General features: G+C 72.6%; 16 protein-coding genes. 12 read left to right on the forward strand and 4 right to left on the reverse strand.

The annotated features are described in order from the left end of the window. Nucleotides 1-43: 43 nt before the first annotated feature. From FPZ41_RS31340 to FPZ41_RS31360, 5 genes are all read left to right on the forward strand, one after another. On the forward strand, nucleotides 44-1,225 hold the full coding sequence (locus FPZ41_RS31340; protein ID WP_152867004.1) for an ATP-grasp domain-containing protein: 1,182 nt from the start codon (nucleotides 44-46) through the stop codon (nucleotides 1,223-1,225). After that, entirely contained in the window at nucleotides 1,222-3,003 is a 1,782-nt protein-coding gene (locus FPZ41_RS31345) for an IucA/IucC family protein (RefSeq protein ID WP_322620952.1), read from the forward strand. The genes FPZ41_RS31340 and FPZ41_RS31345 overlap by 4 nt, the downstream gene beginning before the upstream one ends. An 83-nt stretch (nucleotides 3,004-3,086) precedes the next feature. After that, nucleotides 3,087-5,057: an IucA/IucC family protein gene (locus FPZ41_RS31350; RefSeq protein WP_228023102.1), complete on the forward strand. Its 1,971-nt coding sequence runs from the start codon at nucleotides 3,087-3,089 to the stop codon at nucleotides 5,055-5,057. Next, nucleotides 5,054-6,256: a type III PLP-dependent enzyme gene (locus tag FPZ41_RS31355; RefSeq protein WP_152867005.1), complete on the forward strand. Its 1,203-nt coding sequence runs from the start codon at nucleotides 5,054-5,056 to the stop codon at nucleotides 6,254-6,256. Before FPZ41_RS31350 ends, FPZ41_RS31355 begins: the two co-directional genes overlap by 4 nt. Before the next feature lie 174 nt (nucleotides 6,257-6,430). Continuing rightward, nucleotides 6,431-7,630 (forward strand): 4-hydroxybenzoate 3-monooxygenase, encoded by a 1,200-nt coding sequence (locus tag FPZ41_RS31360; protein WP_152867012.1) that lies wholly within the window; start codon nucleotides 6,431-6,433, stop codon nucleotides 7,628-7,630. On the opposite strand, the gene FPZ41_RS31365 is transcribed toward FPZ41_RS31360, so the two are convergent. Beyond that, the gene (locus FPZ41_RS31365; RefSeq protein ID WP_152867006.1) at nucleotides 7,624-9,024 is read right to left on the reverse strand and encodes a glycoside hydrolase family 43 protein; all 1,401 of its coding nucleotides are present in this window, start codon (nucleotides 9,022-9,024) and stop codon (nucleotides 7,624-7,626) included. The genes FPZ41_RS31360 and FPZ41_RS31365 overlap by 7 nt on opposite strands. A 261-nt stretch (nucleotides 9,025-9,285) precedes the next feature. Between FPZ41_RS31365 and FPZ41_RS31370 the strand changes: the two genes are divergently transcribed. From FPZ41_RS31370 to FPZ41_RS31395, 6 genes are all read left to right on the forward strand, one after another. Further along, nucleotides 9,286-12,525, forward strand: coding sequence for an ABC transporter permease (locus FPZ41_RS31370; protein WP_152867007.1), 3,240 nt, complete (start codon nucleotides 9,286-9,288; stop codon nucleotides 12,523-12,525). After that, nucleotides 12,522-15,359 carry an FtsX-like permease family protein gene (locus FPZ41_RS47380; RefSeq protein ID WP_194236271.1) on the forward strand — a complete coding sequence of 946 codons (2,838 nt, stop codon included), beginning with the start codon at nucleotides 12,522-12,524 and terminating at the stop codon, nucleotides 15,357-15,359. Before FPZ41_RS31370 ends, FPZ41_RS47380 begins: the two co-directional genes overlap by 4 nt. 29 nt (nucleotides 15,360-15,388) lie before the next feature. Beyond that, the gene (locus FPZ41_RS31380) at nucleotides 15,389-16,357 is read left to right on the forward strand and encodes an ABC transporter ATP-binding protein (protein WP_152867008.1); all 969 of its coding nucleotides are present in this window, start codon (nucleotides 15,389-15,391) and stop codon (nucleotides 16,355-16,357) included. A 210-nt stretch (nucleotides 16,358-16,567) separates the two neighbouring features. Next, nucleotides 16,568-17,923 (forward strand): FAD-dependent oxidoreductase, encoded by a 1,356-nt coding sequence (locus tag FPZ41_RS31385; protein WP_322620955.1) that lies wholly within the window; start codon nucleotides 16,568-16,570, stop codon nucleotides 17,921-17,923. 312 nt (nucleotides 17,924-18,235) lie between these two features. Beyond that, nucleotides 18,236-19,609 carry an MBL fold metallo-hydrolase gene (locus FPZ41_RS31390; protein WP_322620953.1) on the forward strand — a complete coding sequence of 458 codons (1,374 nt, stop codon included), beginning with the start codon at nucleotides 18,236-18,238 and terminating at the stop codon, nucleotides 19,607-19,609. After that, nucleotides 19,606-20,346 carry a sulfite exporter TauE/SafE family protein gene (locus FPZ41_RS31395; protein ID WP_322620954.1) on the forward strand — a complete coding sequence of 247 codons (741 nt, stop codon included), beginning with the start codon at nucleotides 19,606-19,608 and terminating at the stop codon, nucleotides 20,344-20,346. Before FPZ41_RS31390 ends, FPZ41_RS31395 begins: the two co-directional genes overlap by 4 nt. A gap of 148 nt (nucleotides 20,347-20,494) precedes the next feature. Here FPZ41_RS31395 and FPZ41_RS31400 read toward each other — a convergent pair whose 3' ends face one another. Continuing rightward, nucleotides 20,495-20,782 carry a metal-sensitive transcriptional regulator gene (locus FPZ41_RS31400; RefSeq protein WP_131568657.1) on the reverse strand — a complete coding sequence of 96 codons (288 nt, stop codon included), beginning with the start codon at nucleotides 20,780-20,782 and terminating at the stop codon, nucleotides 20,495-20,497. 82 nt (nucleotides 20,783-20,864) lie between these two features. Between FPZ41_RS31400 and FPZ41_RS31405 the strand changes: the two genes are divergently transcribed. Then, nucleotides 20,865-21,449, forward strand: coding sequence for a rhodanese-like domain-containing protein (locus FPZ41_RS31405; RefSeq protein ID WP_152867009.1), 585 nt, complete (start codon nucleotides 20,865-20,867; stop codon nucleotides 21,447-21,449). 10 nt (nucleotides 21,450-21,459) lie between these two features. On the opposite strand, the gene FPZ41_RS31410 is transcribed toward FPZ41_RS31405, so the two are convergent. Continuing rightward, nucleotides 21,460-21,813, reverse strand: a complete 354-nt coding sequence (locus FPZ41_RS31410) for a hypothetical protein (RefSeq protein ID WP_152867017.1) — start codon at nucleotides 21,811-21,813, stop codon at nucleotides 21,460-21,462. A gap of 123 nt (nucleotides 21,814-21,936) precedes the next feature. Further along, nucleotides 21,937-22,293, reverse strand: a complete 357-nt coding sequence (locus FPZ41_RS31415) for a DUF6479 family protein (protein WP_322620956.1) — start codon at nucleotides 22,291-22,293, stop codon at nucleotides 21,937-21,939. Between the last annotated feature and the right edge of the window lie 119 nt (nucleotides 22,294-22,412).

Below are 22,412 nucleotides of genomic sequence, written 5' to 3' on the forward strand. Positions count from 1 at the left end.
CTCCCGAACCCCCGCCCCTCAAGGAAGTTGTGCTCCCGAACCCATGCGTCTGTACCTGCTCGCCCTCAACCCCACCGACTCCGTCACCGAGGGTTTCCTGCCCGCCGCCGCCCGGCTCGGCCTCGACGTCACCCTCCTGACCGACCAGCCCGACGCCCACCGCCGCACCTGCCCCGGCATCGAGATCCTGGAGTGCGATGTGCGCGACTTCCGCGCCGTCGTCACACGCATCTCCACACACCACACCCCGGACGCCGTCTTCACCAACAGCGACCACCTCCAGACCCAGGCCGCGCTCGCCGCCCACTACTTCGGCCTCCCCGCGAAGGACTGGCGGGCCACCCTGCGAGCCAAGGACAAGGCCGAGATGCGCCGCCGGCTCGCCGCGGCGGGTGCCGACACCGTCTGGTCGGCGGAACTCACCGAACTCACCGACCCCGTCGCCCTCGACGCGCCGTACCCCTGCGTGATCAAGCCCCGCGAGGGCGTGGCCAGCGAGGACGTCGTCCTCGTCGAAGGGCCCGAGGAACTCGTGGCACACCGCAAGGCGATCCTCGCGCGCCGCCCCGGAGCCACCCTGCTCGTGGAGGAGTACCTGCCGGGAGAGCTGTACACGCTGGAGACCGTCGGCGACGGACGTATCCGTCACGTCCTCGGAGGCTTCCACACCGAGCCGTCCCCACCGCCGTACTTCGTCGAGGAGCGGATGACCTTCGTCCCGGCCCACCCCGAGAGGGTCGTCGACCAGGTCCTCGCCCAGCTCGACGCGCTCGGCGTCGGGTTCGGCGCCTGCCACACCGAGTTCGTGGTCCACGAGGGCCGGGCGCGCCTCATCGAGGTCAACTACCGGGCCGTCGGCGACCAGTGCGACCTGCTGCTCGCCCAGCTCCTGGACATCCCGCTGTTCGAGTACATCCTGCGCACGCACCTCGGTGAATCCCTGCCCGCGGACCTGGGTGCGCGGCGCGACGGAGCGGCCCTGCTGGAGTACCCGTGCGCCGAGCGTGCAGGAACCCTCACCGCCGCACCATCGAGCAGCGAACTCACCGTAAACGGCGTGCACTTGACGTACCGTCCGCTCCGCCCGCTCGGGGAGCGGCACGAGCTGTACCGCACCAACCGCGACTACTTGGGTGTCCTGCGGGCGGTGGGCACCGACCAGGGAGCCGTGGACCGTGCGGCGGCCCGGTTCCTCGCGGCTCAGAGCTGGGTGATCCAGCCGTGACGACCACCACGGCGACATCCGCGGATGCCGCCGAGTCCAAACTGCTCACGCGTGTGCTCAGCGCCCTGCTCCGCGAGGACGTCGTCGGCCTGCGCACCGGCAGCGCACTCGTGCACCGCCCCGACGGCCCGTGGCTCCGGCTGCCCGTCGACGGCGACGCCCTGCTGCTGCCGGTCGCCGAGGAAGGCTTCCAGTGCGCGTACACCGCCCGACTGCCGATGCTCGTAAGGGAGTCGAACGGCTTCGAGGCAACGACGTACGAGACCGTCCTCACCGAGCTGCGGGCCCTCGCCGAACCCGTCGACCGCGACGGCTTCGACGCCTTCGCCGAGGAGTGCCGCCAGACGCTGGCCACGATGCGGTTGCACGCCCGCACGGCCGAGGCGGTACGCGACCGGCTCGCCGACCGCTACGGCGCCGACCCCGCCCGGTGGACGGGACTCGCCGGCAGCCTCGCCCACGACACGCTCGCGGCCCGCCTCGACCACCCGGTGTACCCGACGGCCCGTGGTCGCTCCGGGCTCGACGACGACCAACTCCACGCGTACGCACCCGAGTTACATCCGAGGTTCACTCTTCGCTGGCTGGCCGTGCCGAAGGACGCTCTCACCGTGGCCGGGAGCCTGCCGGCGTACTGGCCCACGCCCGGTGTCCTCGGGCTCGCCGAGCTCGACCGCACCCATGTCGCCCTGCCCGTACACCCATTGACCGTGGGTGCCCCGCTCGACGAGGCGCTCCGCGACACGGGGCTGACCGGCCACGCGGTGCTCGCCGACCACGGGTACCTCGATGTCGTTCCCACGCTGTCGACCCGTACGGTCGCGTCGGCCGCCGACCCGGCCGCGCACCTCAAACTCCCCTTGCCCACTGCCTCGTTGGGCCTGCGCAACAAGCGCTCGATCAAGCCCGGCACCCTCGTCGACGGCGCGGCGGGACAGCGGCTGCTGGAAGCGGTCGTCGACCGCGAAACCCGCTTCCGGGAGACGGTCCTGCACGCCGACGAGACCGTGTACGCCCACGCCGGGCACGAGATGCTGGCCGTGCTGTGCCGCCGCTACCCGGAGGGGCTCGACGACTCGGTCGTCGTCCCCATGGCCGCGCTGCTCGCGGAGGCGCCCGGCGGACGGCTGGTGATCGATCATCTCGCCGACCGCTTCCACGGCGGTGACGTGACCGCCTTCCTGGACGCCGTCCTGACGCTTCTCTTCGACTGGCAGACCACGCTGTTCGGGTACGGGATCGCGCTGGAGTCGCACCAGCAGAACGTGTCGCTCGTCCTGGAGCCGCACCCCGGCGACCTGCGGCTGCTGCTCAAGGACAACGACGGGCCGCGCATCAACACCGCACGGCTGGAGGCGACGCTCGGCGGCGGCCCGTGGGACTTCGACGACCCCCGGACCTTCTGCCGCGACGACGGGCCGGTCGCCGACCTCTTCACCACCATCACCCTCCATCTGTGCGCGGGCGCACACGCGTTCGGGCTCGCCGAGCACGGCCGGGCTCCACTGCCGCTGCTGCTGGGGCTCGTACGGGACCGGCTCGCGCAGGCCGTGGAACGGCTCGGCGGCGAGCCCGGAGCCGTACTGCGCGAGCGGGTGCTGGACGCGCCCCGGCTGCCGGTGAAGGCGATGGTCACCGCCGGGACGCTGCTCGGCAAGGAGCGGTCGGGCGCCCTCGACATCAACAAGCACTACACCACCGGGCCGAACTACCTGCTGCCGGACAGGCAGGACACCACCGGCACCAACCCCACGCTCCCGAACGGGGTTTCGGCGTGACCACCGAAGCCCTGCCCAACGGCACGTCCGGCATCCCGCCATCGCTTGGCCACCGTCGCTCTGAACCTCCGCTGGAGCCGCTGATGTCCCCGCTCACCGACGCCCTCAGTACCGCCACCTCTCTGCCCGCCGCCGATGACGTCGTGGCCCACACGCTCCTCAACTGCCTGCTGCGCGAGGTGTCCGGTCCCGAACGGCAGACCGCTGTCGCCGACGGGCACCTGATGCTGCGGCTGCCCCGCCGCGGCGTCCTGCTGTGGGCCGCCCTGCGTCGTACGTCACTGCTCGGCGCCCACCGCTTCACCGGGCCCGTGCGCGAGGAGACCGGCACCGGCCGGCGGGAGGTGGACTGGCGCCGCCTCGCCGAGTACACCCACGACGAGTTGTTCCTCCGTACCGGGGTGCGCAACGAGGAGTTCCTGGAGCAGATCGCCTCCAGCCATCACACCGTCTCCGCCGCCCTCGCCGCCCACAGGACCGCGGCCGGTGACTGCCCGGACTACCTCGCCTCCGAGCAGTCCCTCCTCTTCGGGCACCGATTCCACCCCACGCCCAAGGCCCGCACCGGCGACGTGGACGCGTGGCGGGAGTACGCGCCCGAGGCAGGGGCGTCCTTCCCGCTGCGGCACCTCGCCGTACGCGACCATCTGATCGCCGAGGAGAGCGCCGAGCCCGGCGCCACCGACATCCTCGACCGCGGGCGCGACGACGTTCCGGACGGCTACCGGCTGCTGCCCGCGCACCCCTGGCAGTACGAGATGCTGCGCGCCCACCCGCCCCTGCGCGACGCCCTCGGCCGCCGGGACGTGCTCGACCTCGGCCCCGGCGGCACGCCCTTCGCCGCCACCGCGTCCGTGCGCACTCTCTTCGGCGGCGACGCCTTCCTGAAGTTCAGCCTCAACGTTCGCATCACCAATTGCCTGCGCAAGAACGCCAGTTACGAACTCTCCGGCGCGGTGGCCCTCACCCGCGTACTCGCCCCGGTGCTGGCCGACCTGGAGGACCGCTTCCCCGGTAGCGCGATGCTCCGCGAGCCCGCCTACCGCAGCCTCGCCCTCCCCGGCCCGGACGGCATCCCCGACCGCACCCTCCTGGAGGGCCTGGGCGTCATCGTGCGCGAGGGCCTGAGCCGCCGGCTGCTGCCCGGCACGACGCCGCTGCTCGCGGCGGCCGTCGCCGACGAGTACCCGACGGGCCCCGCACATCTGTCCCGCCTCCTCGACGGAGCGGGCCCACGGGCTGCCCTCGACTGGTGGGACGCCTATCTGCGCCTCCTCGTCCCGCCTGTCCTGGCCGCCTACTTCGACCATGGACTGGTCCTCGAACCCCACCTGCAGAACGTGCTGATCTGCGTGGACGCCGACGGCATGCCCGCCCAGGTCCTCTTCCGCGACCTGGAGGGCACCAAGCTCCTCCCCGACCACCACGCCGGCACACTCGCCGCGCTGCCGCCCGAGGTCGCGGGCCCGATGACATACGGCGCCCAGCGCGGCTGGGACCGGGTCGTGTACTGCCTGCTGGTCAACCACGTCGCCGAGCTCCTCGCGGCCCTCGCCGACCTCCACCCGGAGATCGAGGCCGACCTGTGGGCCAGGGTCCGGGCCGCCCTCCAGATGTACGCGGACCGCGACGGCTGCCCGCCCCGCCTCGCCGCCCTGCTCGCCGGAGTGCCGCTGCCCGCCAAGGCCAACCTGCTCACCCGCTGGGAACGCAAGGCCGACCGCGAGGCCGGCTACGTCCGTCTGCCCTCTCCCCTGGTGCCCCAACAGGCAACGTTCGCCCCGTTGCGACGCCCGGCACGCGCCCCCCTCCTCGAACCGGCTTCGCACGGCTCGGACGGGGGGACCCCCTTCGCCGCACCGGCCGAAAGCCCAAGTACGTCCGGTCCATCAACGGGGTCTCCCGGCCGGCACGCCGAGAGCACGCTCCCCCACCCTCGAACCGCGCTTCGCACGCCTCGGGCGGGAGGTGCCCCCACGACGCCGCTCCTTGACGGGCAAACGTTGCCTGCCGGGGCACCAGCCGAGGACATCCTGCGCCGGAGTGCCCGATGACCCACCCCACGTCCACCGTCCGCGACCGCGTCCTGTCTCTGCCGAGCGCCGAACTCCCCGCGTACGTCTACGACTTGACGGCTCTGCGCGAGCACGTCGCGACCGTGCGGTCCGCGCTGCCGCCGCACGTCGAGCTGTACTACGCGGCCAAGGCCAACCCCGAGCCGGAGATCCTCACCGAACTCGCCCCGTACGTCGACGGCTACGAGGTGTCCTCGGGCGGCGAACTCGCCCACGTGGCCAAGGCCGTGCCGCGACACCCGCTGGCCTTCGGCGGCCCGGGCAAGACCCCGGACGAGATCACGGCGGCCCTGGAGCGGGGCGTCCACCGCTTCCACGTGGAGAGCGAGCACGAGCTGCGTGTGCTGGCCGAGCTGGCGCGGTGCGTCGTACCGGGGGAGCGGGTGGCGGTCCTGCTCCGCTTCAACCTCGCCGTGGCCGACGGCACCCTGGCGAGCAGCTCCCTCACCATGGGCGGGCGCCCCACCCCCTTCGGCCTCGACCCGTCCCGGGCGGTCCCGATGCTCCGCGCCCTCACGGACGGCACCCACCCGCAGCTCGAACTCCGTGGCATCCAGGCCCATTTGGCGAGCGGACTCGACGCCCCCGACCTCCTGGCGGTGGCCCGCGCCGTCGTGACCTGGGCGGTGGGACTGGGCGTCCCGATCGGCGAGGTGAACGTCGGCGGCGGCATGACCGTGGACTACGCGCAGCCCGAGAGCCGCTTCGACTGGGCGGCCTACGGCGAGGGGCTCGCCCGGCTGGCCGACGAGTACCCGGACCTGACGCTGCGCATCGAACCCGGACGTGCCCTCACGGCGTACTGCGGCTGGTACGCCACCGAGGTGCTGGACGTGAAGCACAGCCACGGGGAGGAGTTCGCGGTCGTCCGCGGCGGCACGCACCATCTGCGCACCCCCGCGACCAAGGGGCACGACCAGCCGTGTTCGGTGCTTGAGGTGGACGCTTGGCCGCACCCCTGGCCGCGTCCGGCGAGTGGTGGCGACCGTGTCACGCTCACGGGCCAGCTGTGCACCCCGAAGGACGTCCTCGCCCGGCACGTCCACGCCCCGGGGCTGCGGGCCGGGGACCGGGTGGTGTTCGCCCTGGCGGGGGCGTACGCGTGGAACATCTCCCATCACGACTTCCTGATGCACCCACGTCCCGGGTTCCACTTCCTGGGGGCCGGCGGCCGTTGACAGGGGACGAGCGGGAGCGCACACTCACTCCGAGTCGGTGAAGGTTGTTTCACTGGGCGAACACCTCGTCCAGGAAGCCGCACGAGCCATACAAGCCAGACCAGGAAGCCGCACCCGCTCGTGTCCGGAGCCCCCTTCAGGCACGCGCCCGTCCTCGACGACGAGGAGACGTCCATGCACACGACCGTCGGGATCATCGGCGGCGGCCCCTCCGGGCTGCTGCTCGCCCGCCTGCTGCACAACGCCGGCATCGACAGCGTCGTCCTGGAACGCCGCGACCGGGCCTACGTCGAACAGCGGCAGCGGGCGGGGATCCTGGAGCAGGCCACCGTGGACGTCCTGCGCGCCGCGGGCGCCGGGGAGCGGCTGGACCGCGAGGGCATGCCCCACGACGGCATCGAGCTGCGTTATGGCGGCCGCGCCCACCGGGTCGACTTCCCCGCACTGACGGGCGGGCGCCGGGTGTGGGTCTATGCCCAGACCGAAGTGGTGAAGGACCTCGTCGCCCTCCAGCTCGCCGACGGCGGACCGCTGTACTTCGAGGCTGAGGTGCACGCGGTGGAGGGCGTCACGGCATCGGACCGAGCGGAGGACCGCCCGGTGATCCGCTACACCCACGAGGGCCGCGAGAAGACCCTGACCTGTGACTACGTGGTCGGCTGCGACGGCTTCCACGGCGTGACCCGGGGCATGCTGCCCGAGGGCGTGCGGACGACGTACGAGCGGACCTACCCGTACTCCTGGCTGGGCATCCTCGCCGACGCGCCGCCCGTCTACGACGAGCTGATCTACGCCCACTCCGAGCGCGGCTTCGCCCTGGCGAGCATGCGCTCCGAGTCCGTCAGCCGGCTCTACCTCCAGGTGCCCAACGGAACGGACCCGGCCGACTGGTCCGACGGGCGGATCTGGGACGAGTTGGACGCCCGCTTCGCCCTCGACGCGAACCCCGAATGGCGGCTCAAGCGCGGCACTGTCACGTCCAAGGCGGTGCTGCCGATGCGCAGCCACGTCACCGAGCCGATGCGGTACGGCCGGGTCTTCCTGGCCGGCGACGCCGCCCACATCGTGCCGCCCACCGGCGCCAAGGGCCTCAACCTGGCCGTCGCCGACGTCATCGTCCTGGCCCGCGCCTTCGCGCACCTGAAGGACACCGGCTCGACCGGCCTGCTGGACGCCTACTCCGACACCTGCCTGCGCCGGGTGTGGCGCGCCGAGCACTTCTCGTACTTCATGACGACGACCCTCCATGCCGATCCGGAGCAGTCCCCGTTCGAGACCAGGCTCCAGCTCTCCCAGCTCGACCGCATCGCGACCTCGGAGCACGCGGCGGCCGAGCTGGCGGAGAACTACACGGGGTTGCCGCTCGCTCAGTAGCCGACGCGGAAGGTCGCGTCCTGCCGCTCGGTGGCCGTCGAGACCGGGTCGATGCGCAGCACGTAGTCGGAGTGCCGGATGTAGCGGGTCGGGTTGTTGTACGAGCGGAAGGACGCCCAGCCGGAGTCCGCGAGGCCGGCCGTTCGGTGAAAGGTCGCGTCCGCCGCGAACGCCGACGTGCCGTCGTTGACGTCGAGCCGCAGCTCGTAGTTGTAGTGCCGCAGATAGCGGGTGGGGTAGTTGACCGACTGGAAGGACACTGCGGAGCTGTCGGCGAGGCCGGGCACGAGCTTCCACTGGGAGTCGGTGTACAGGTCGAACGGGTAAGTGTCGATGCGGGCGGCGAAGTTCGCGTGACGGACGTAACGGGCCGGATAGTTGAAGGACTTGAGCCGGTTCCAGGCCGGTGCGCCCCACTTGGCGAGCAGGTTGGTGTACTCGGTGCCGGTGATGGTCGCGATGCCGCAGTGCTTGGAGTTGACCGGCTGGGTGTAGGTCCTCTGGTCAAGCGCGGTCCAGGTGCCGGACGCGAGGTCGGACGTCTGCCACGCGTAGAAGACGCCGTTCGGAGTGTAGGTGTCTCCCCACAGGTACCAGGTGTTCGAGGCCAGGGACTTGAACACGGTGGGTGCCTCGGTGCCGCCGTGCGCGACACCGGTGCTGAACTCGGTGAAGCTCCCGGGGTTGAGTGAGGTGGAGCGCGCGGCGACCAGGGTCTGGTTCTTCTTGAAGTGGAGATAGTTGACGCCGCCCACGCCCACGGTCATGTTGCCGTCGATGACGTCGTAGCCCGGGTCGAAGAAGACCTGCGGGGCGGAGGCCGTGATGAAGTCGCTGGTGTAGTTCACCATGATCACGTTGTGCCCGCTGGAGTTCACCGATGAGTAGATGACCGCGTACTGTCCCCGCCCGGCGTCCCAGAACGCCTCGGGAGCCCAGCTGTGGGTGGTCATGTCGTGCAGCTTGAGGCGGCGGTAGCCGGTGAAGGTGCGCAGGTCGGCGGAGTCCCAGACGTGGATGTACTGGCTGTTGTAGCTCCAGTCGGTGCCCTTGAGGTCGGTGGCGAGGACGACGAAGGTGCCGTCCTGCCTGCGCATGAGGAAGGGGTCGCGCAGTCCGAGCGCGCCCGCGGTGGGGGTGGCGAGCGGGTTGTTCTGGTTCAGCGGCGTCCAGTTCAGCCCGTCGGGGCTGACCGCGAGGTGGAGACCGTAGTCGGTGCCCTCGCCGAGGCTGGTCGACTCGGTGAAGTAGCACATCACGTAGGCCGAGTCGGCGGCGTGAGCGGTGCTCGCGCCGAGGCTCATCACGCCGGTCATGGCCAGGGGAGTGGCGGCGGCCATGGCGAGGAAGAGCCGACGCGACGGCTGTGGGCCCGGGTGGGGTCGTGCGCTCATCTGGTCTCCAATGGGCGTGCGGGAGCCGGGGGAAGTGAGAAATAACCGAGAGGTGGCCGATATTTCGAACGAGGTTCGGTGAATCGATCAGAAGGTAGGGGTGTGCTGCGAACACGTCAATTGTTCTGTCGTTCTTCGGTGATTTCTGTGAACGCCGGTGGTGCGCAGCTGTGGTGCACAGCTGGCCGAATTTCGTGATTGCGGGCCCACCGGGGCGTACCCATACTGTGCCGGTCGGTCGCACAGGGGGAGAGCAGTGGCTTGAGCGGGAGACGTACGCCTGCCGCGGTACGGGGAACCCGGCACCACGCACTGGTGCTCGGTGCCGCCGGGCTCGCTGTGCTGCTGGCCGCGACCGTCCTGGCCGCGCTGGCCACCCTCACCGAGAAGGCCGTCGAGGGCGCGGTGCAACGGCGGTTGGCGAGCGACCCCGAGGCCGTGCTCGACGTCTCCGGGCCGTACCCGCCGCACCACGCCGAGCGCCTGGACGAACTCGTACGGGCCGCCGTCGACCGCACCTTCGGCGGTGTCCCGCACCACACCTGGTCCGCGTTACGGGTCCCGGACAACCGCTCCGCCCAGCTCTCGGTCACGGAGGCGGCCGGACAGCCGCGCGACGACGCCGGTGTCTCCCTGGTCGCCCTCCAGGAGGAGTCCCGGCACGCCCGGTTGGTGGCCGGGCGCCGGCCGCGCACGACCGGGGACACGGGCGTCGTCGAGACCGCGCTCACCGACGTGTTCGCCGCGCGGCTCGCGGTACGGCCCGGTGACGAGCTGAGGGTGCAGGCCGACGACGGAACGCGGCTCCGTCTGCGAGTGGCCGGCCTGTACCGGGCGGACGGCCGCAGCCCGGCCGTCTGGGCGAACCTGAACAGCGCACTCGGCACGTCCGAATCCATCGCCCTGGTGGCACGACCGGCACTGACCGCGACCCCGTCCCTGGCCGGGAACGCCCAAGCGCTCTGGCTCGCCGTACCGGATACCGGCGGCCTGCGACTCGGCGACATCCGGCCACTGGAGCGGCGTGCCGACGGGTTCGGCGGCAGTGACGTCTCGCTCTCCGTCTTCCGCGGTACACGGCCCACGGGCGAACTCAGCGTCAGGTCACAGCTGGACGACGCCCTCGACGGCCTGACCACCCCCATTGCCGTGGCCCGGGCCGGCCTCTACGTCCCGGCGACCCTGCTGGCCGCCCTGGCCGCGGCCGCCCTCGTGCTGACCGCACGTCAGATCGCCGAGCACCGCCGTCCCGAACTGGCGCTACTGGCCGCGCGTGGCGCGGGAACACCGCGGCTGGCCTGGGCAACGGCGGCACAGTGGGCGGCCCTCGCGGTACCCGCGGGACTCGCCGCGCCCTTCCTCGCCGGTCCCCTGCTGCGACTGCTCGACCGGGCCGGACTGATCCCCGGCGACGTATCCGCGACGGCGACGCCGACGGCGGCCTGGGCGGCCGCGCTGCTCGCCGTCGCCGTGCACGGTGCCTCCCTGCTGCTGCCGACGGTACGGACCGTGCGGGACCAGCACGCGGTGCGCCGGCTCAGGCTCCGGCTAGGGCGGTTCGCGGGAGCTCAGCGGCTGGGTGCCGACCTGGCGCTCGCGGCCGTCGCCGTGCTCGGCTGGCTCCAACTGCGGCAGTACCGCTCGCCGGTCACCGGCGGAGGCGTCGATCCCGTGCTGGTCCTCGCACCCGTCGCGATGACCTGCGCCGCCGCACTCCTCGTGCTGCGGGCACTGCCCCTGCTCGCCCGCGTCACCGACCCCCTCGCACGGCGCGGCACCGGGCTCGTGCTGCCCCTGGGCGCCTGGCAGATCGGGCGGCGTGCGGCACGGCACGCCGGACCCGCGCTGGTGGTGACGCTGGCCCTGGCCGTCGCCGCGCTCAGCAGCACCGCGCTCGCCATCCTGGACCGCGGCGACCACGACCAGGCGGTCTTCAAAGTGGGCTCCGACCTGCGGATCGAGCCGAGCGACCGGCTCGCGCCCGGTGAACGGCGCACGACGTACGCCGCGTTACCCGGCGCCCGGTCCGTCACGCCCGTCGTGGACGTCAACGGTTTCGTCGGCCAGAGCTACATCGCCGTCACCGGCATCGACACCGCGCGCGGCCCCGCCCCCGCCCTGCGCCCCGACCTCACCGACCGGCCCGTGCCCGACCTCGTCACCCCGCTCGGCCGGAACATCCCCGCCTACGGGCTGCCGCTCGACGGCGCCCCGCGTGAACTCCCGCTCCGCGTCCGCCTGTCCGCCGACGGACCCGGCACCCCCGTACCCGTCCGGCTCTCCGTGCACTTCGTCGACGCGGACGGACTCGCCCACACCAGTGAGGTGCCCCTCGACGACACCGGCGGCCAGGCCCGTACGGTCCGTCTGAAGGTCCCGGCCGACGGCGGCGGGTTACGCGTCGTCCAGCTCGGCCTGAGCATGAAGGGCGAGTCCGTGCGGCGTACCTACCGCCTCACCGTCGACCGCGTACCCGGCCTCACGCGGCCCGCCGCCTGGCACGACCTGCGCGCCGACGCCCCCGACGAGCACGTCGCCGGCTGCCCGTCGGCCAAGCCGCGCAGGTTGACCGGGCGCGCCCCGGGACCCGTGCTCTGCGCCGACCGACCCGGACCCGGCACGCTCCTGGACGCGGTGCTGCGCGGCCCCGACACCAAGGTCAAGTACCCGACATGGAGCGTGCGTCTCGGCACGGACCGTGCCCGAGGCCGACCGGCCGCGCCCGTCCTCGCCGATCGCACCCTGCTGGCCTCCGGCGTCGTCCGCGTCGGAGGCACGGTCACCTTCCAGCGCGCCGGAGGCGGAACGGCCCGCGTCAAGGTCGTCGGGGAGATCGACGCCGTGCCGGGCGCCGAACGGGACCGGCCCCGGCTGCTCGCCGACTCCCGGGCCCTCGCCGCCCAGCTCGCGCTCGACGGTGTTCTGCCCGGCGCCGAGACCGCCTGGTGGGTGGCGGCCGACGGCGGGGACGCCACCGCCGCCCTGCGCGCCGTCCGGGCCGACCCCCGCCTCGGTACGGCCGTCGACGTGCCCCACACTCGGGCCCTGCTGGCCGCCGACCCGCTCCGGCAGGGCGCACGCGGCGGACTCACGCTGTGCCTGGTGCTCGCTCCGGCGTTCGCCGTCATCGGCTTCACCCTGCACACGGCGCTCTCGGCCCGCGCCAGGGCACGGGAGTTCGCGCTGCTGCGGGCGCTGGGCGTACGACGCCGCCAGCTCGCCGCGTACCTGTGGACCGAACAGCTCGCGCTCGCCGCCGTCGCGGCCGTGCTCGGCACCCTGCTGGGCACCGCGCTGGCCGCGCTGATCATGCCGGTGGTCACCGTCGACGACACCGGCCGCCCGGTCTACCCCGGGCTGCTCACCGAGGTGCCGTGGATGCGCGTCGTCCTCACGGCGGGTGCGACGACCCTCCTGATCTGCGCGGTCGTTACGGTTGCCGCCAGGATCCTGGGGCGGGTCGACCTGGCGCGGGTGCTGCGGGCTGGGGAGGACCGATGACACGCCGGGTACCGCCCGCGGGGGCAGGACCGGTGAGGCGGCCCGTCCCCGTCGCCCTGCGCGAGGCACGGGCCGAACTGCCCCTGCTGGCCTGCCTCATGGCCGTCACGGCACTCCTCACCGCCGTCGCCGCCGCGAGCCCCGTACTCCTCGACCGGTTCGCCGGACAGGCGCTCGCCTCACGACTGGAACAGGAGCAGAGCGCCGAGCCCGGAATCCGGTTCACCGCAGAGTTCGCCCCCGCAGTCCCGGGCGCTGCCGGCGATCTCGACGAGGACCTGCGCCCCGTCACCACAGTGATCGGCAACGCGGTCCCGGACGCCCTCGACGGCAGCCTCGTCCACGACTCCACCCGCGTCGAACTGCCCCTCGTCCGCACGAGAACGGCCGCCGGAGACGTCGGCCTGGGCCTGGTGTACGCCTCCGACGCACCCGGCCGCGGCGCCTACACCGAGGGACGGCCACCCGACCCCGGCGCCGAGGCTCTGGAGATCGCCGTCTCCACGCGCACCCGCGAGGCACTGAAACTACGGCTGGGGCAGCAGCTGCCCATCGAGCCGGGGGTGTTGGAGGGCGTGCACGGCACCGCTGCCGTGGTGGGCTTCTTCCGGGCGGGCAGGGGCACCACGGTCGAGGCCACCGCCGCCGACAGTGTGCGCGGAGACCGACTCTCCCGCGAACTGCCCCAGCTGGCCCGCCCCGCCCAGTACCCGCCCGACAGCGACTCCGGGCTCGACTGGGAGGCCCGTGCTCTCGTCGCCCCGCGCACCGTCACCACCCTCCAGGGTCAGTCGGACGCCACGCTCACCGTGACCTGGGGCATGCGCCTCGACCTCGACGCGCGCACCGCCGCACGGTTCGCCGACGACCAGGGACAGGCCGACCTCGGGCGGCTGCTCTACCAGTACCCGCACGACGCGCGCGGCGACTACTGCGGCGACTTCGACATGGGCATGTACTGCCAGATCGGCCCTCACCCGTCCTCCGGACTCCAGAGCAGCTCCCGACTCCCCGATGTGCTCACCGAGTTCGGCCCGCAGTGGCGGCAGGGCCGTACCGTGATCTCCTTCGCGCTCGCCTCCCTGATCGTGGTCGGGCTGCTCACCACCGTCGTCACGGCCCTGCTCGCGGTACGCCGACGCCTCGCCGCCCACCGGCTCCAGCGTGCCCGCGGTGCCTCCGCGACGGGTCTCGCGCTGACCCGGGCCGCGCAGACCGCACCCGCCGCACTGCTCGGGCTCGCCGCCGGACTCGTCACGGCACGGTCCCTTCCGGACCCGTCACCCGCGTACCGGTACGGGCTGCTCGTCGCCCTGTTCGTCTGGCTGCCTCTCCCCGCGCTCACCTGGCACGCCCTGCGCGACCGCGTCACCGCCCGCGGGCACCGGCCTACCCAGCAGGCGGGGGGCCGCCGGATCGTCGCCGAGGCGACGGTGCTGCTGCTCGCCGCGGCCGGCGTGGCCGCGCTGCGGGCCCGGGGTACCACGGGCGACGCCGGTCCCGATCCGCTGCTCGCCGCCGTGCCCGCCCTGCTGGGGCTCGTCACCGTCGTCGTCCTGGTGCGCTGCTATCCGCCGCCGGTACGGCTCCTGGCGCGTTGGTCCGCACGGCGACACGGCGTCGTGGGGATCGTCGCGCTCTCCCGGGCCGCGAAGGATGCCCCGGCCCGGGCGCTCGCGCTGCTCGTGCTGGTGGTGACGCTGGCCGGAGCCGTGTTCGGCGGGCTGGTCGCCGGGACGCTCGCCGACGGGCGCCGGGAGGCCGCCGCCTGGCAGGTCGGCGCCGACGCGTCCTTCCGCGGCGCGGAACGCAACCCCGGCCTCACCGATCGCCTGACCCGCGTCTCCGGAGTACGCGACACAGTGCGGGTGCGTCAGCTGCGCGTGGACCCGACGAGCGGTACCAGCGGCGAGGGGTACGGCATCGCGAGCCTCGTCGGTGTCGACGGCGCCGAACTCCGCAAGGCGGCACCTCGATCGGCCGCGGCACGCGCACTCGACACCGCCGGACTGTCCGGCCGCGGACCAGGCGGGGACCGTTCACGGGACATCCGGGTCCTCGCCACAGACGCCCGCGCGGGCGATCTGCTGGGCATCACCTCACATGGCCGCTCCCTGCGCCTGCGCGTCGTCGGCGGACTCCCCGACGACGTGCTCCGCGACCCGGCGCTCGGCCCCGTCCGCAGCACGACCACGCCGCGGGACCGTCTGCTGCTCGCCGACAACCGCGATCTCGGGGCCTTCCAGGGAAGCGACTTCGAGGAGTCCGCGCTCCTGCTGTACGGTCCCCGGCTGGACGTGGAGACGCTGCGGTCCCTCGTACCGCGCGCCGCCGCCGGCGCCGCGGTCGGTGAATTGCGCCTGCTCGCCGAGGAGGAGGCCGACGCCGACGCCGACGGCATGGTCGGCGTCCTGAGGACCGCGCACACCGCGTGCACCGCGCTCGCCGTGCTCCTCGCCCTGCTGGCCCTCGTGCTCGACCTGTTGCTGTCCGCCCCCGAACGCGGCCGCACCGCCTCCTACCTCCGCACCCTCGGCCTGGGCCGGCACGCCACGTCGGCACTGCACCTGGTGCAGCTCCTGCCGATGGTGCTCGCGGCGCTGGTGGGCGGCACCGCGCTGGGCCTGACGCTGCCCGCGCTGCTGGGCCCCGCCCTGGACCTGCGGGAGTTCACCGGTGGCTCCACCGACCCCACCACCCACCCCGACCTGCTGCTGACCGCGGCCCTGGGCATCGGTCTCGGCCTGCTCGTGGCCGCCGCCGTGGGTGTGGAGACGTGGCTCGGACGCCGCCGCGGCCTCGGCGCGGTCCTTCGCCTCACGGAGGAACGGTGACCGGAGTTCAGGGAGACCAGACTGGAGGAATGGTGACCGAGCCCGACGAGAGCGACCTGCGCACCTTGGAGGAGCGGGCCCGCGACGCCCGTCGACCGCGCGCCGACGAAGGAGACGGGCTCGTCGTCTGCGACAACCTGGTCCGGGTCTACCGCACCGAGGAGGTCGAAGTGCAGGCGCTCCAGGGCCTCGACCTCGTCGTCGAGGAGGGTGAGTGCGTGGCGCTCGTCGGGGCGTCCGGCTCCGGCAAGTCGACGCTGCTGTCCATCCTCTCGGGCCTCGACCTGCCCACGGCGGGCCGCGCCCGGGTCGCCGGGCACGACCTGCTCACCATGGGGCGGCGCGAGCGTCTCGGCTACCGCCGGCAAACCGTCGGCTTCGTGTGGCAGCAGACGGGCCGCAACCTGCTGCCCTACCTCACGGCGCTGGAGAACGTGGCGCTGCCCATGAAATACACGCGCGTGCCGCGTCGCGTCCGGGCCTCGCGCGCCGCGGAACTCCTCGACGTGCTGGGCGTCACCCACTGCCGCGACCGGCGCCCGGCCGAACTCTCCGGCGGTGAACAGCAGCGCGTCGCCGTCGCGGTGGCCACCGCCAACGAGCCGCGTGTACTGCTCGCCGACGAACCCACGGGCGAACTCGACACCGCGAGCGGCGAGGACGTGTTCGCCGCGCTCCGCCGCGCCAACGAGGAACTCGGCGCCACCGTCCTCGTCGTCACCCACGATCCGCTCGTCTCCGGGCAGGTACGCCGCACGGTCCGCATCCGCGACGGCCGTACCTCGACGGAGACCCTGCGCGGCCCCGGCGGCACGGTCACCGAGGAGTACACCGTTCTGGACCGTGCCGGCCGTCTCCAGCTGCCCCGCGACTACGTGGACCGCTACGGCCTGCACGGCCGGGTCCGCCTGACCGCCGAACCGGACCACGTGGGGGTGTGGCCCGACGGATCCGACCGCCGGGACGGAGCCGGCGACGCCGACGGAGAGCAGTGGTGAAGGCGGGGCGGACGCGATCCCGCCCGGCGCGGGTGTGCCACGATGCGCCCCGCGGAGACGGGCCGGAATCCGCTCAACCGTCTCTCGCGCGCGAGAGACTGGGCCTTCGGGATCCACGCGCTGAATCAGGGGAGCGAAGGCATCGTGAACTCTGCGCAACAGGCGGACGGTTGGGACAGGAGCAGCCCGGCGGGGCGCCATGCGGTCGTCGTGGGAGGCAGTATCGCGGGGCTGCTCGCGGCCCACGTTCTGACCGAGCACGCCGACCGGGTGACGGTTGTCGAGCGCGATCGCTATCCCGAGGGGATCGGTCCACGCCCCGGCGCACCGCAGAGCCGTCACCCGCACGCCCTGATCGAAGGCGGGCAACGAGCCCTGGACGCACTGCTGCCGGGGTTCACGGACGAGCTGCGCGCCGCGGGCGCGCCCCGGGTCGGGATTCCGGCCGACATGGTGCAGTGGCAGGTCGGACGCTGGTTCCGGCGGGGCCCGGCGTCGACGTACGTCTTCACCGGCTCGCGGCTGCAGATCGAGGAACTGGTACGGCGTCGGGTGCTCGCCAACCCGGCCGTCACCACGCTGGAGTCGACGGACGTCGTGGGGCTGCTCGGCGACGCGTCGCGGGTCCGGGGCGTGCTGGTGCGCGAGCGCGGCGACGGTGCCCGCAAGGAGGAGCGCCCCCTGGAGGCGGACCTGGTCGTGGACGCCTCCGGGCACGGCACGAAGGCCCCGCAGTGGCTCACTGCGATCGGCGCGGAGGCCCCGCGCGAGGAGACCATCGACACCGGGCTCGCGTACTCCTCACGGGTCTTCCGCGACACCAACGGCAGCCTGGGCACCGACACGCACGCCTTCTGGGTGGTCCCGAACCCCGCGCAGGTCTACGGGGCGGTCGTCCTGCCTCTGGAGGACGGTAACCATCTGGCCGTTCTCTCGGGCCTGCGCGGCGACGAACCGCCCACGGACGACGACGAGTACGTGGCGTACACGAAGCGGCTGCCGCACCCCTTCGTGTACCACTGGATGCGAGAGGCCGAGCCGCAGTCCCCGGCGTTCGGGTTCCGTAAGACGGCCAACGTCCGGCGCCGGTACGACCTGCCCGGACCGCGCCCCGCGGGTTTCCTGGCCACCGGGGACGCGCTGTGCACGTTCAATCCGATCTACGGCCAGGGCATGTCCGTCGCGGCGATGTCCGCCGTGGCCCTGCGCGACGCGCTCGCGGACATGCGCCGGACACCGACGACACGCCGGGTGCAGCGCGCCCTCCTCGCCGCGTCCCGGCAGGCCTGGGACATCTCGGCCGGGTCCGACAAGAAGATGCCGGGCGCCACTGGGAACGCACTCGCCTCACGGGCCGTGGACCGTCCCGTCGACTGGTACCTGAGCCGGATCCAGGAGCGTACCCCCGGCGATCCCGTGGTGGGCGAGGCCTTTCGCCGGGTCCTGGCACTGAGCGCGCCGGTCAGCGCGCTGTTCGCCCCGAAGGTGGCCCGGGCCGTGCTCTTCGGCTCGTCCGCCCCCACACCCGCCGAACCCCCGATGACACGGGAGGAGCCGGACGTCTGACGGCGATCCGCAAACAGTCCGAGGCGAGGCGGACGGGCTCACCACGAGCCCGTCCGCCTCGCCTCGTTTCCGCAGGCTGAAAGCGATCCCGGGACATCCGGTCCCACCGGGGTACCCGGACCATGGCGAGACCCCACGCCGCCACTTATGTGTCCGATCAAGCTCGTCCCGGGAGTCGCATGACCGCGAAAATACCCCCGGGGGTAATCATGTTAGAGTCGCCCATATACCCCCGGGGGTAATGATTCGTGACAGTGACTCGTGACTCGTGATCTGCGATTCGTGATCTGTGATTCGTGAAGGAGCGCCCAGGTGTTCTTCGTCGACACCATCGAGCTGGCAGGGCTCGGCAACCGCAGCTATCTCGCCGGCGGTGCGCACACGGCCGTCGCGGTCGACCCGCCGAGGGACCTCGACCAGGTGATCGCGGCGGCTGTACGGCGCGGGGTGCGTATCTCCCACGTGGTCGAGACGCACATCCACAACGACTACGTCAGTGGCGGTCTGGAACTGGCCCGCGTCACTGGCGCCGTGTACCTGGTGCCCGCCGCGGCGGACGTCTCGTTCGAGCGGTTCGCCGTGCACGACGGCGACACCGTGGAGATCGACTCCGGTCTCGCGCTGCGTGCCATCGCCACGCCCGGGCACACCCCGCACCACACCTCGTACGTACTGGAGGAGGCCGGAGTGGCCGTCGCGGTCTTCAGCGGAGGCTCCCTGCTCCTCGGCTCCGTGGGCCGCCCCGACCTGGTGGAACCGCGCCTCACCGAGCGGCTCGCCCGCGCCCAGCACACCTCCGCGCACCGGCTCGCCGAGGAACTGCCCGACGAGACACTCGTCCTGCCGACGCACGGATTCGGCAGCTTCTGCTCCTCCCGGCAGGCCGAGGGCGGCCACACCACCATCGGCAAGGAGAAGACCGGCAACCCGGCACTCGTGCAGGACGTGGACACCTTCGTCGCCGAGCTGCTGGCCGGCCTGGACGACGTGCCCGCGTACTACGCGCACATGGGCCCCGCCAACGCCGCCGGTCCCGCCCAGATCGACCTGACCCCGCCCGCGGTCGCCGACGCCGACGCGATCGCCGCCCGGCTGGCCGCGGGGGAGTGGGTGGTGGACCTGCGCAGCCGCGTCGCCTTCGCCGAGGGGCATGTGGCGGGATCGTTCAACTTCGAGGCCGACGGCAAGGTCGCCACCTACCTGGCATGGCTGATCCCGTGGGGCAAGCCGGTGACCCTGCTCGCCGCGTCCCCTGGGCAACTGGCCGCCGCCCAGCGCGAGTTGGTGCGCGTCGGCATCGACCGCCCGGCCGCCGCGGCCGTCGGCTCACCCGCCTCCTGGGTCCGGGACGGCGAGACGCCGGCCTCCTTCCCGCGCGCCGCCTTCACCGACCTCGCGAAGCGGCTCGGCGACGACGACGTGGTCGTCCTGGACGTCCGCCGCGACTCCGAGCGTGCGGGCGGACATGTCCCGGGCTCGGTCCACATACCGGTCCACCAACTGCACAAGCGACTCGACGACGTTCCAGCCGGAGAGGTGTGGGTCCACTGCGCGAGCGGCATGCGCGCGGCCATCGCGGCGTCGCTGCTGGACGCGGCGGGGCGGAAGGTCGTCGCCATCGACGACGGCTTCGCGGCGGCGGTGGAGGCAGGCATCACGGCGGTGGATGCGGGCATCACAGCGTGACCGTCCTGGCCCTGACGGCCGGCGGAGTCATAGGACTGACGCTTGGCGCGCTCGGAGGCGGCGGCAGTGTCCTCGCCGTGCCTGCCCTGATCTACCTGCTCGGCTTCAACCCGGTCACGGCCACGACCGCGAGCCTGGTGATCGTCACGGTCACCTCCGTGACCGGTCTGGCCGCACACGCCCGCGAAGGCAACGTCCGCTGGCGCTCGGGAAGCCTCTTCGCCATGGCCGGGATCGTCCCGGCCATGTTCACCGCGGTCCTCGCGGCCGATGTTCCTCAGTCCGTGCTGACCGGTGCCTTCGGTGTGGTCGCCATCATGGTCGCGCTGCGGATGCTGCGGCAGCCGGCCGTGGCCGACCGCGACACCCCGGTACGTCCCGGAAGGGCCGCCGCGGCCGGTGCCGGACTCGGTGCGATCACCGGACTCCTGGGCGTCGGGGGCGGCTTCCTCGCCGTACCGGCGCTGGTCGGTGTCCTCGGGCTGCGGATGCGGGTGGCGGTGGGCACCAGCCTGCTCGTCATCACGGTCAACTCACTGGCGGCGCTCGCGGCTCGCACGGGTACGGCCGACGCGTTGGACTGGGCGGTCGTCGCCCCCTTCGCGGGAGCGGCCGTGCTCGGCGCATGGGACGGGAAACGCCTCAGTGCCCGTGTCTCCGGGGGCCTGCTCCAACGGATCTTCGCGGTCGTGCTGCTGGCGGTGGCCGTGTTCATGCTGATCGACGCGGCCGTATGAAGCAGTTGACGCGTTGCCACATGAACCACACAACGCGTTGCCACATGAACCACACAACGCGTTGCCACATGAACCACATGACACGGTGCGGTATGAACCACGCGGCACAACGGTTCCGGACGAGGAGGCACCCCCGTGGCTCGGCGTCTCAGGCCAGGGACAGGAACAGCTTCTCCAGCCGCGCCCGCATCGCGTCGCGGTCCTCCTCGGGCTTCTCGCCGCCCTCGATGTCGGTCAGGCACTGCTGCAGACCCGTGGCGATGATGGCGAAGCCCGCCCGGTCGAGGGCCCGTGAGGCGGCGGCGAGCTGGGTGACGACCTCCTCGCAGTCGCGGCCCTCCTCGATCATCCGGATCACCCCGGAGATCTGGCCTTGAGCCCGGCGCAGCCGGTTGAGCACGGCTCGAAGCTCGGCGCCCGCGAGATCCAGCTCCACGATTAAGCTCCCTCGAAACCCTGGAAGATACCCCTGGGGGTAATGTACTCCCGCTTCGGAGTCCCGTCGAAAAGCAAGAAGGATGACACCCGTGACCACACCGCTCGCCCTCGACGTCGCCCAGGCACGTGCCCGGCTGCCCGAGCTGACCGTGATCGACGTCCGCACGCCGGCCGAGTATGCCTCAGGCCATCTGCCCGGCGCCCTGAACATCCCCCTCGACGACCTCCGCCGCGCCCTGCCCGCCATCGAGGGCGCGGCCTCCCGCGGCGACCTGCTCGTGGTGTGCGCCTCGGGCGCCCGCTCAGAGAACGCCTGCCGCACCCTCGCCGAGCACGGCATCGCCGCCGCCACGCTGGCGGGCGGCACGGGTGCCTGGGCCGCCGCGGGTCACGAACTGCACCGGCCCGAGGGCGAGGCCCGAGCGGTGTGGGGCATGGAACGTCAGGTCCGGTTCACCGCCGGGGCGATCGTCCTGCTCGGCCTCGGGCTCGGCGTGACCGTCCATCCGGCCTTCCAGTTGCTGTCGGCCGGCATTGCGGGCGGCCTGGTCTACTCGGCGCTCAGCAACACCTGCGGTATGGCGTTCGTGCTCGGCAGGCTGCCGTTCAACCGGCCGCGCGGTGCCGGCCTCGACGCCGCCCTCGCCGAACTGCGCGAGCGCTGAGAGTCACGGGTCACCGCCACGTCCGATCGGCCCTCGGCCGGCCACGCTGGTCGGGGGTCCCGTGGGGTGTCGGGCTGGGGGGCTGGGGTGATGTCGCTGGCGACACGGGCGAACCCGCGTTGGGCCGCCCGGGCCCTTCGGGGCGTACGGCGCCGGGGTCGCCGGAGGTCGGCTCGGCACCGGAGAGGAGCTGTTCCAGGCGGGCCGTCAGCAGTTCGGTCACCGGGAGGCGGTGGGCGTGGGCCCGCTCGTAGGCGAGCACCTCCTCCACCTCGGCGGCGGTGAGCGCGCGGACGCGGCTCTCCAGGCTTCCGATCGGCAGGTGGTCGTAGTCCGGCAGTGGCAGCGCGGCGCGCTCGGCCATGTTTCTCACTTCGCTTTCCTGTGCGCGATCAGGTCGCGACGTGCGCGCCGGTGCGGCGGCACAAGGCGGGGCACGTCCGCGGAACGGGAGCCGCGGGCCGCCTCGACCGGCGCCCCGGCCGCCTCAGTGGGCGCCCAGGCCACCGCTGCCGAAGGAGCCACCGCTGCCCCTGCTCCAGCGCGGCCTCTGCTTCGACGTGTTCGGCCGGGAGCCCATGTTGCCGTGCACCTGGTAGGGCGTGAGCCGCAGCTCGCTCCGGGGTATCTCGTTGGGCTCGCGGTACGCCTGCTCCTCATGGACCGCGCCGCCGTCCGGCAGCCGGGGCTGCTCCTCCCGGCTCGGCCGGCGCGGCTCACGGCTGCGTACGCGGTTGCCCATCCAGAAGGCGCCACCCAGCAGCACCACGATGATCACGCCCATGATGACCGACCAGAGGCCGACCAGCGCGCTCCCCCCTGCAGAAAAATACACCCATTCCATGCTCATATATGGCGAATACCCCTGTAGACGTCGGGGAACCGGCTTATGACCGACGGGATCCGAGCGTCATCGAACAGGTTCGTCTCCGGTACCGCAGCCGTACGCATGCGTCAAGATCG

Source organism: Streptomyces acidicola, assembly GCF_009377235.1.
In the GTDB taxonomy this organism is placed as follows: Bacteria; Actinomycetota; Actinomycetes; order Streptomycetales; family Streptomycetaceae; genus Streptomyces; species Streptomyces acidicola.